This is a genomic window from Ruegeria arenilitoris, assembly GCF_013032445.1.
GTDB classification, from domain to species: domain Bacteria; phylum Pseudomonadota; class Alphaproteobacteria; order Rhodobacterales; family Rhodobacteraceae; genus Ruegeria; species Ruegeria arenilitoris_F.
The window spans coordinates 24,561-33,468 of the sequence record NZ_WQCA01000026.1 but is presented as its reverse complement, the minus strand read 5'-3'; the positions used below and the strand labels follow the sequence as shown (position 1 = coordinate 33,468).

Sequence of the window (8,908 nt, the reverse complement as noted above, 5' to 3'; positions counted from 1 at the left end):
CGTCTCCGCCGTCTCCAGCGTCCCAGCAACCGCCTCAGCAGCGCCGGTGAAGGGGGTTCTAAGGTTTACCAACAATAGCCGCAAGTGGAAAATTCGAGAAACTTGTAAAAAACCGAAAGATCATCTTTTTATCAATTAAAACAATCCATTAAACAGTACCGAATTGAGCCGACCACAACTTTCCCGGTGGGCCTGGCCCCGAATCCCGGCTTTTGCACAGGGTTACCCACAGACTCGGCGACGAGTCAGGCGGAATCGGCCTCACGCAGCCGAGTCAGCAGGTCCGCAAATGGAAGGCGCAGCAGCAACAGGCCAACGATCAGGGACATGTAGACCAGCGGCTCGATCTGAAATCCCTTGGCCAGCATGACATAGTGCAACCCTCCCAACACTGCCGCCGGGAAGACCAGTCGCTGCAGGCTGCGCCACCGGGGGCCCAGCTTGCGCACAGACAGATTGTTGGACGTCACCGCCAGCGGCAGCATCAGGACAAAGGCGGCCATGCCAACCGTTATGTAAGGGCGTTTGACGATATCGGCCCAGATCTGGCTGGGTACCTGCACGTCCAGAACCAGCCAAACCAGCAGATGCAAAGCGACATAGGTGAATGTCAGCACACCCAAGGCACGGCGGAACTTGAGCAGGTTCAGCCCGAGAAACCGCCGCAGCGGAGAAATCGCCAGCACGGCAATCAACAACTGCAGCGCCAGTTCTCCGTACCGGTGTTCCAGCGCCTCGATCGGTTCGACACCCAAACCACCGGTCAGCGCCTGATAGAACAGCCAAGGCGCCGGGAGCACCCCCAACAGATACACCGCCCAGACAGGGACACGTCGCAATATCTGGTTCAATTGCTGCATAGGCTTAATAGTATTCCGACAGATCCATGCCTTCGTACAGGCCTGCGACCTCATTCTCATACCCATTATACATCAGGGTTGGAATCCGCTTAGCGAAAAGGCCGCCGCCGATCTGACGTTCCGAGGCCTGAGACCAGCGCGGGTGATCCACGTTTGGATTCACATTACTATAGAAGCCATACTCGCGAGGATTGGACATGTTCCAGCTGGTGGGCGGTTCAACATCCGTCAGAGTGATCCGCACAATCGACTTGATCGACTTGAAGCCATATTTCCACGGCACCACCAGACGCAGCGGCGCGCCGTTCTGGTTCGGGATTGGACGGTCGTAGATACCGGTGGCCATGATCGTCAGCGGGTGCATTGCCTCATCCAGACGCAGGCCTTCGCGATAGGGCCAGTCCAGAATCGGATAGCGCACGCCCGGCATCTCATCCGGGATCACTGCGGTTTCAAAGGCCACATATTTGGCGCCGTCCTGCACACCCGCCATGTTCAGCAGATCGGCCAGTTCGAACCCGTTCCACGGAATCACCATCGACCACGCCTCGACACAGCGGAAGCGGTAGATGCGCTCCTCGACCGTCATTTCGGACACGATGGCCTTGAAGTCATAGTCACCCGGATTGTCGACCAGACCGTCGATCTTGATACTCCACGGTTCAGTGGTCAGGGCGCCCGCGTATTTGGCCGGGTCGTCCTTACCTGTCCCGAACTCGTAGAAATTGTTATACGAGGTGATCTCTTCCCACGTGTTCGGCTCCAGCGCCTCCTGCGCTGAGGCCCGCCGCGTCATCCCAGCCAGCCCGACACCCGCCAGCCCGGCCATGACCTGCCGCCGGTTCAGGAACGCCGCCCTTGGGGTGACATCAGCTTGTGTCAGTGTGTTGGTCCAGCGATGCGCCATTTATGTCTCCGTAGTCTATCTTCCTCGGAATGAGGTAGTCCGCTGATAACACAGAGCCAAGGAAACAGGCGTAACGTTTGAGAGACGAGATTGTAACGTATTGGGCAAAGCCCCAACACAGCACGCCCTGCACAGCAGTTCCAAAATCACACATAGCGAACAGCATTCTAAACTACGACAAAAAGGACTGGTGCAACCGTGAGTAGTTCACTACCCCGTACCCCAAACAATATTCGAGCAGAGATTACTACATTGATTTTTACCCAAGCGTTCCCTTTTTCCTTTTCTATTTTCTGGCGAATGGCTGTCGTCTTGCCCGTCATGTTCATAGGTTTGGCGCTTTATTCATTTGTCGGAACCTTGTTGGGATTTTTGGTCGGCCTGCTGTTCCCCGCACTTTCGTTTCTCATGTTCTTTCTGATCATGGCCTCTTCCACCGTCCTTCCAACCCTGATCGGCACGCGGATGGGTCTGCAGGCAAAAGGGGTTCAGCCAAGCACCCGGCTCCGGGGGCTGTTCCTGCCTGCGATGATATACGGTGCAGTCGAAGGTCTGAGCGCGACCCTGATCATTGGCCTTGTTATCGCATTTTCTGTGGCGGTGATTTCACCCGATCTTTTGCAACAGAATGAAGTCAGCGATCTGGTGCTGCAATATGCGGACACGCCTTGGGTCGGCCCGGGGATGCTGAGCCTGGTTGTTGTTTTCCTGTCCGTATGCTCAATCCGTGCCAGCCTGCTTGTACCGATTACCTCCGCCTCAATCGGACGAGATCCGGACGGCTTGCACTATACTCCGTTCCGGCATTTCAGAGCTTCGTTTGGCCCGCTCTTTGGCCTGACCATTTTCAGCTATGTGGGGATGATCGCCATGCACGCAGTTCTTATCGCAGTGCTGATACTGTCAGGCTTTGCCGAGTCGTTGCATGCAGACCTGCTGGAGTTCGGCGACATGACTCAAGGTACCGCAACTATTCGCCCCTTGTGGTCGCTGCTTGGGTTGTTCTTTATCTATATGCTAATTGGGACCTGGGCTTTCAGCCTGCAATGCGCAGGAGGGGTATTAGGGTATCTGCATTTACGTGACTCGGGTCCGAGACTGTCAGATTTGATCGAGGCCAATCAAAAGGCCGCAAAAGACCCCAAAGAGCAATCGGCCCCGCGAATGAGTGCGGAAGACCTGCGTGCCCTTCGCAAAAGCCGCGAGACGGGCAACCGTTAACTCCATCTGATTCTCCTCAGCGGCTATTTCTACACCTGTGATGTCCTCAGTCTTTACAACGCTTACACTGCGCATCTGGGGGGCACGTGTTTGAATTTTACCCGGACATCCCCGAGGCGGATGCGTCGCTGACGGAAATCGCCGGGTTTCTGAACCGGCAGTTCACCGCATAAAAAAGACCCGCCGAGATGGCGGGTCCTTCCATTTTCAAGCATTCATTAGTGCACGACCGCATCATCTGGACGGGGTCGTTCCGACGTTCCCAACCGATCGCCAATGATCAGCCCATCAGCCCCGGCTGTGACCGGAACGGTCTCGCCATCCTTGATCTCACCAGCCAGCAAGGCTTCGGCCAGTGGATTCTGCAGGGCGCGCTGGATCACGCGTTTCAGCGGACGCGCACCAAAGACCGGGTCGTAGCCTTCGTTGGCCAGCCATTCCTTGGCGCCATCGTCCAAAGCCAGCTCGATCTTGCGGGCGGCCAGACGTTTTTGCAGGCGTGCCATCTGGATATCGACGATGCCATCCATGTCAGCCCGCTTGAGCCGGTCGAAGATGATAGTCTCGTCCAGACGGTTCAGGAATTCCGGCCGGAAATGCGCCCGGACCGCATCCATCACGTCGCGCCGCGCCTGCGCGCTGTCTGCACCTTCGGGCAACTGGCTCAGCGCCTGAGACCCAAGGTTCGAGGTCAGGATGATCAGCGTCTGTTTGAAGTCCACGGTGCGGCCCTGACCATCGGTCAGCACACCATCGTCCAGCACCTGCAACAGCACGTTGAACACATCCGGATGGGCCTTTTCGACCTCGTCAAACAGCACGACCTGATAGGGCCTGCGCCGCACGGCTTCGGTCAGCACACCGCCTTCGTCATAGCCGACATAGCCCGGAGGGGCACCGATCAGACGGGCAACCGCATGTTTCTCCATGAACTCGGACATGTCGATGCGGACCATCGCATTGTCGTCATCGAACAGGAAGTTCGCCACGGCCTTGGTCAGTTCGGTCTTACCCACGCCGGTCGGCCCGAGGAACAGGAACGAGCCCAGTGGGCGACCCTCGTCATTTAGACCGGCCCGCGCGCGGCGCACAGCGTTGGCGACAGCGGTGACAGCCGAATCCTGCCCGATAACGCGGGAATGCAGTTCGTCTTCCATCCGCAGCAGCTTCTCACGCTCGCCTTCCAGCATTTTCGAGGTCGGGATACCGGTCCAGCGTTCCACAACGCTGGCGATCTGTTCCGGACGCACTGTTTCCTCAGCCATCATGGCGTTGCTTTCGGCGTTTTCAGCCTCGGTCAGCTGTTTCTCAAGCTCGGGGATGACGCCATAGGACAGCTCCCCGGCTTTCGCCAGATTACCCTCACGCTTTGCGATCTCCAGATCGGCTCGCGCCTTGTCGAGCTGTTCCTTCAGGTCCCGCGCACCGGCCAGCTTGTCGCGTTCGGCCTGCCACTGGGCGGTCATCTCGGCAGATTTCTCCTGCAGATCCGCCAAATCCTTTTGCAAGGTGTCCAGACGATCTTTTGATGCCGCGTCGTCCTCAAGCTTCAGCGCCTCTTCCTCGATCTGCATCTGCAGGATCTGGCGGTCCAGCTGATCGAGTTCCTCGGGCTTGGAATCCACCTCCATCCGCAACCGCGACGCGGCTTCATCGACCAGGTCGATGGCTTTGTCGGGCAGGAACCGGTCGGTGATATAGCGATGCGACAGCGTCGCCGCCGACACCAGCGCCGAGTCGGAAATCCGCACCCCGTGGTGCAGCTCATACTTTTCCTTGATGCCGCGCAGGATGCTGATCGTGTCCTCGACGGTCGGCTCGGCCACCACAACGGGCTGGAACCGGCGCGCAAGGGCGGCGTCTTTTTCGACGTATTTGCGGTACTCATCCAGCGTGGTCGCGCCGATACAATGCAGCTCACCCCGGGCAAGCGCAGGCTTGATCAGGTTAGCGGCATCCATCGCGCCGTCGGACTTACCCGCGCCAACCAGCGTGTGCATCTCATCGATGAACAGGATGATCTCACCGGCGGCCTCGGTCACCTCGGTCAGAACGGCCTTGAGGCGTTCTTCGAATTCGCCGCGGTATTTCGCACCGGCAATCAGCGCGCCCATGTCGAGCGCAAGCAGCTTCTTATCCTTCAGCGATTCCGGCACGTCGCCGTTAACGATGCGCAGGGCCATGCCCTCGGCAATCGCGGTTTTACCGACGCCGGGTTCCCCGATCAAAACCGGGTTGTTCTTGGTGCGGCGAGACAAAACCTGCATCGAGCGGCGGATTTCCTCATCCCGTCCGATGATCGGGTCGATCTTGCCCTCGGCAGCCGCCTCGGTCAGATCGCGCGCGTATTTCTTGAGCGCGTCATAGCCCTCTTCCGCCGAGGCCGTGTCAGCGGTGCGACCCTTGCGGATGTCGTTGATCGCCTCATTCAGTTTCTGCGCGGATACGGCACCGGCTTCCAACGCCTCCTTGGCTTTGGATTTCACCATGCACAGCGCCATCAGAACCCGCTCAACCGGTACAAAGCTGTCACCCGCTTTGGTGGCAATCTTTGCGGCCTCATCAAGAACCTTTGCGGTCTGGCCGTCCATGTAGATCTGGCTCGCGTCGCCGCTAACCTTCGGGATTTTGGACAATGCGGCATCAAGTGCTTCGACCACGCGGGTCGGCGCGCCACCAGCGCGGGTAATCAGGTTGCTGGCCAGCCCCTGATCGTCATCCATCAATGCTTTCAAAATATGTTCGGGCATCAGTCGTTGGTGCCCCTCGCGCAGCGCAATCGTCTGCGCCGCCTGCACGAATCCTCGTGCCCGCTCGGTGAACTTGTTTAAGTCCATAGCAATCTCCTTTTCCTAAGCGCCCTGAATGTGATGCGCCCGCTTGGCGGCACGCGTCGGTCTGGGCCTCACATTCAATCTGGGAAATATCTTTGCCCGTTCAAGGGGCTGGCACGCTAAATCAGACTTATCGTCGAGGTATGGTGTAAACGGAATAGCCCCCGGTCTGCGCGACCTCGCGGGCGGTGTACATTTCCACCAGCGATTGCGCGGCATCACTGCCCGTGGGACAGGACACTAAGTCTGCCGCATCGTCCAGGAATTCAATCGTGTACGCCGTCTCACCGGTCAGTTGGCAATCGTCGTCAGTCGAACGATACCCCCCCACCAGGCGCAAATTGTCATTAGTCGGAGATTTGATGACCGTATCCGCCGCCTCGGTTTCCAATGGCATATCCTGACATCCCGCCAGAGCCAGAAACGCCGCAACACCAAGTATCCGTTTCATAGTACCCCCATCGAAAATACTTGTTTGTATGGTCAACACCATAGCACAGCCAGGTTTCTGAGGCTTGATTTCAATTATCCACGTCCTGTTGGGACAGAAGACGACGAACCGGGAGACTCAGAAGTTCGTCCAAAAAGAGGGCCAGATTGATCATTGTCATTTATGTCCCGACCACCTTGCGCAAGCGGACTAGTTCAACAGCCCGCTGAACTACAGCAAAATATTTAGAAGTTAGGGTTATGCGCGAATACCGTTGATCTCCAAGCCAGGAAGGCTTTTTCTTACCAAAACCATGATCGAAAATGCCAACCCTAACAGCCATATTGTCGCTGGCAACGGCACTGGTGCGATAGAGGCGTCATCACGGTTGTTTCCGGCCGCCGTCTGCGCAAAGCTCACAAGGTCCCCGACCGCAACATTTCCCGTCACATCCGCGTCGGAAACCAGCAATCCGCCCTGAAAGACGTTGATCTGTTCTAATAATAGGGTGTTCAGAAAGGACACTTCACCCAAAGGCGAATTTGAATTGGCGAATAGCGAAAGGGTCGCTGTTCGGCTTGATCCGAACATTATTGGGATTGTGACATCGATGAATGAGTCTATTATCAGATCTTCGGCAAAATTTTCCTGCACAATAAAAATGGTATCTGCGTTCTGGAACGAGTTGCCGGCGATAATTCTCGCGTTATCCACCGATTCCACTGCGGTGTAGTCGATCGTTACAGGCGGCGGCACAACATATCCCTGCGCCTCAAATTCGGCGGCTTGGCTTTCTGTATAAAAAGTGGATGGCAGATTGTCATCAGCCGATACATCCAACAACAATTCTCCACCTGGCTCATCGTCATAGGCCCCAGTGGTGATTTCACCATCAAAGGAAAACCGAAACCTGACTTCCCCCCAACCGGAACCTGACCCTGTAAGGAAGAACTCTTCGGTAAAAGACGCAGTCGCGTCACCCAGATCTGATCCACTTGCCCCCAGCAACCCACTTGCCGCCCGCGCCGCACCTGTCGGGTTGATTTCGTGCGTTTCCGTAACTGGGTTGATTACGTCGATCACTTCACCTGAAGGCAATGTCACTGTGCCGGGCTCTTCGCCGATTTGCTATTCTATGGTTCTGCTCTCGGAAGCGCTGTTCTGCACAAGATCCGTGGCAGAGCAACTTCTGGTGCCGGAACCATGCACCGCAAGAAGGTGAACACACGCACCCAGCGTTGCTGCAGAAGTCTGAACGGGAGAAAAACCAAGACAGACCGAAATGGCGATAACTGCGGTTGAGCCTTTAAACATAAAAATATCACTACTCTCAAACACGTCGGGAACGAGATAATTCCGAACACCAACAAACCGGAAATTACGATGCTAAAGTAGCACGAAGCCTAAATTGCTTCAAGATTTGGCTCTGTCGCTCAGTTAAGTTGGCAGAACACATGTTTAAGCATTATGTTGTCTAGCAATTTTATTGCCGTCAAAAACCCAAATTCGAGGGCGGTTCTCTTACTGTTCGGCTACTTGAAACCGAGTTGTTTTTGTCATTATGAGGCGGCGTCAATTAATCAACCTGAAATACAGAAAGGAACCTTTATGTCCGATGATCGCCTGATCGTAGCCCTAGATGTTCCCAACGCCCTGCAGGGGCTGGCCTTGGCTGAACGGCTTGGAGACAGCGTTTCCTTCTACAAGATCGGGCTAGGGATGCTGACCGGGGGAGGTCTGGCCCTGGCCAATGAGCTGAAACAGGACCATGGCAAGCGCATCTTTCTGGACATGAAGCTGTTCGACATCGGCAACACGGTGGAAAACGCGGTGCGCGGTCTGGCGCAGTTCGATCTGGATTTCCTGACCGTACACGGTGACCCGCATGTGGTACGTGCGGCGAAAGAAGGCGCCTCGGGCAAAGACCTCAAGATTTTGGCGGTGACCATCCTGACGTCGTTGAACCGCGACGATCTTGACGCCAGCCTGCTGAAAGAAGGTGACGTGCAGGAATTGGTTGTCGAACGCGCAGCCCGCGCGCTTGAGGCAGGGGCTGATGGCGTCATTGCCAGCCCGCAAGAAGCCGCCCTGATCCGCGCTCTGCCCCAAGCCGAGGGCCGCCTGATCGTTACCCCAGGCGTCCGTCCGGCAGGGGCTGAGCTTGGAGATCAGAAACGTGTGGCGACTCCCGCAAATGCTATTGCTGCCGGGGCCGATCATGTCGTCGTCGGCCGCCCTATTTACCGCGCCGACGATCCCAAACTTGCAGTGCAATCGATTCTGGGCGAGCTTTCCTCACCTCAGGCAGCGCAGCCAAACCGCGCCTGATCGCGGCGGTCTTAAGTTGCTAAATTGTTTGGCGCGGCGACCGGAACCCGAGAGAAACGCGTTGTTACCGATGCAAAAATTAGGGCCAAACAGTTGACCTAACGTCACTTTCCAGCGTCACCGCGCCAAATCGTCCCTGTGCCTTAAAACACACATGAAAAACACGAGTTTTGCATGTGTGACCTTGGTTCTACCTAAATCAGCGTTTTTGAGCGATTCTAAGTCTGTGATACTCCCCGCGGACCATCTCTTCCTGAGGTCCGTCACCTCCCCCCGCTACTTCGCGGGGGGTCTTCTTCCGGACAGATTTGTGCCCTTAACGTGCTCT

Annotated in this window: 8 protein-coding genes; 2 read left to right on the top strand and 6 right to left on the bottom strand. The window is 56.5% G+C overall.

From position 1 onward, the window contains the following. Nucleotides 1-245: 245 nt before the first annotated feature. The 3 genes from msrQ to GOW98_RS25595 form a co-directional block, all read right to left on the bottom strand. Nucleotides 246-860: a protein-methionine-sulfoxide reductase heme-binding subunit MsrQ gene (gene msrQ, locus GOW98_RS22530; RefSeq protein WP_170336308.1), complete on the bottom strand. Its 615-nt coding sequence runs from the start codon at nucleotides 858-860 to the stop codon at nucleotides 246-248. A gap of 4 nt (nucleotides 861-864) precedes the next feature. Then, entirely contained in the window at nucleotides 865-1,767 is a 903-nt protein-coding gene (msrP, locus tag GOW98_RS22525) for a protein-methionine-sulfoxide reductase catalytic subunit MsrP (protein WP_170336305.1), read from the bottom strand. 167 nt (nucleotides 1,768-1,934) lie between these two features. Further along, on the bottom strand, nucleotides 1,935-2,090 hold the full coding sequence (locus tag GOW98_RS25595; protein WP_217359699.1) for a hypothetical protein: 156 nt from the start codon (nucleotides 2,088-2,090) through the stop codon (nucleotides 1,935-1,937). Here GOW98_RS25595 and GOW98_RS22520 point away from each other — a divergent pair. Further along, nucleotides 2,089-2,988 carry a hypothetical protein gene (locus tag GOW98_RS22520; RefSeq protein WP_170336303.1) on the top strand — a complete coding sequence of 300 codons (900 nt, stop codon included), beginning with the start codon at nucleotides 2,089-2,091 and terminating at the stop codon, nucleotides 2,986-2,988. The two genes, GOW98_RS25595 and GOW98_RS22520, sit on opposite strands and share 2 nt — an antisense overlap. A 218-nt stretch (nucleotides 2,989-3,206) precedes the next feature. Here GOW98_RS22520 and clpB read toward each other — a convergent pair whose 3' ends face one another. The 3 genes from clpB to GOW98_RS22505 all read right to left on the bottom strand — a co-directional run bounded on the left by clpB (nucleotide 3,207) and on the right by GOW98_RS22505 (nucleotide 7,356). After that, nucleotides 3,207-5,825 carry an ATP-dependent chaperone ClpB gene (gene clpB, locus GOW98_RS22515; protein WP_170336301.1) on the bottom strand — a complete coding sequence of 873 codons (2,619 nt, stop codon included), beginning with the start codon at nucleotides 5,823-5,825 and terminating at the stop codon, nucleotides 3,207-3,209. Between the two features lie 127 nt (nucleotides 5,826-5,952). Next, complete coding sequence (locus GOW98_RS22510; protein WP_170336299.1) at nucleotides 5,953-6,273, bottom strand: hypothetical protein; 321 nt, start codon at nucleotides 6,271-6,273, stop codon at nucleotides 5,953-5,955. Nucleotides 6,274-6,510: 237 nt separating this feature from the next. Beyond that, nucleotides 6,511-7,356: a hypothetical protein gene (locus tag GOW98_RS22505; protein WP_217359698.1), complete on the bottom strand. Its 846-nt coding sequence runs from the start codon at nucleotides 7,354-7,356 to the stop codon at nucleotides 6,511-6,513. Between the two features lie 504 nt (nucleotides 7,357-7,860). Between GOW98_RS22505 and pyrF the strand changes: the two genes are divergently transcribed. Then, nucleotides 7,861-8,580 (top strand): orotidine-5'-phosphate decarboxylase, encoded by a 720-nt coding sequence (gene pyrF / locus GOW98_RS22500; protein ID WP_170336295.1) that lies wholly within the window; start codon nucleotides 7,861-7,863, stop codon nucleotides 8,578-8,580. The last annotated feature ends 328 nt before the right edge of the window (nucleotides 8,581-8,908 follow it).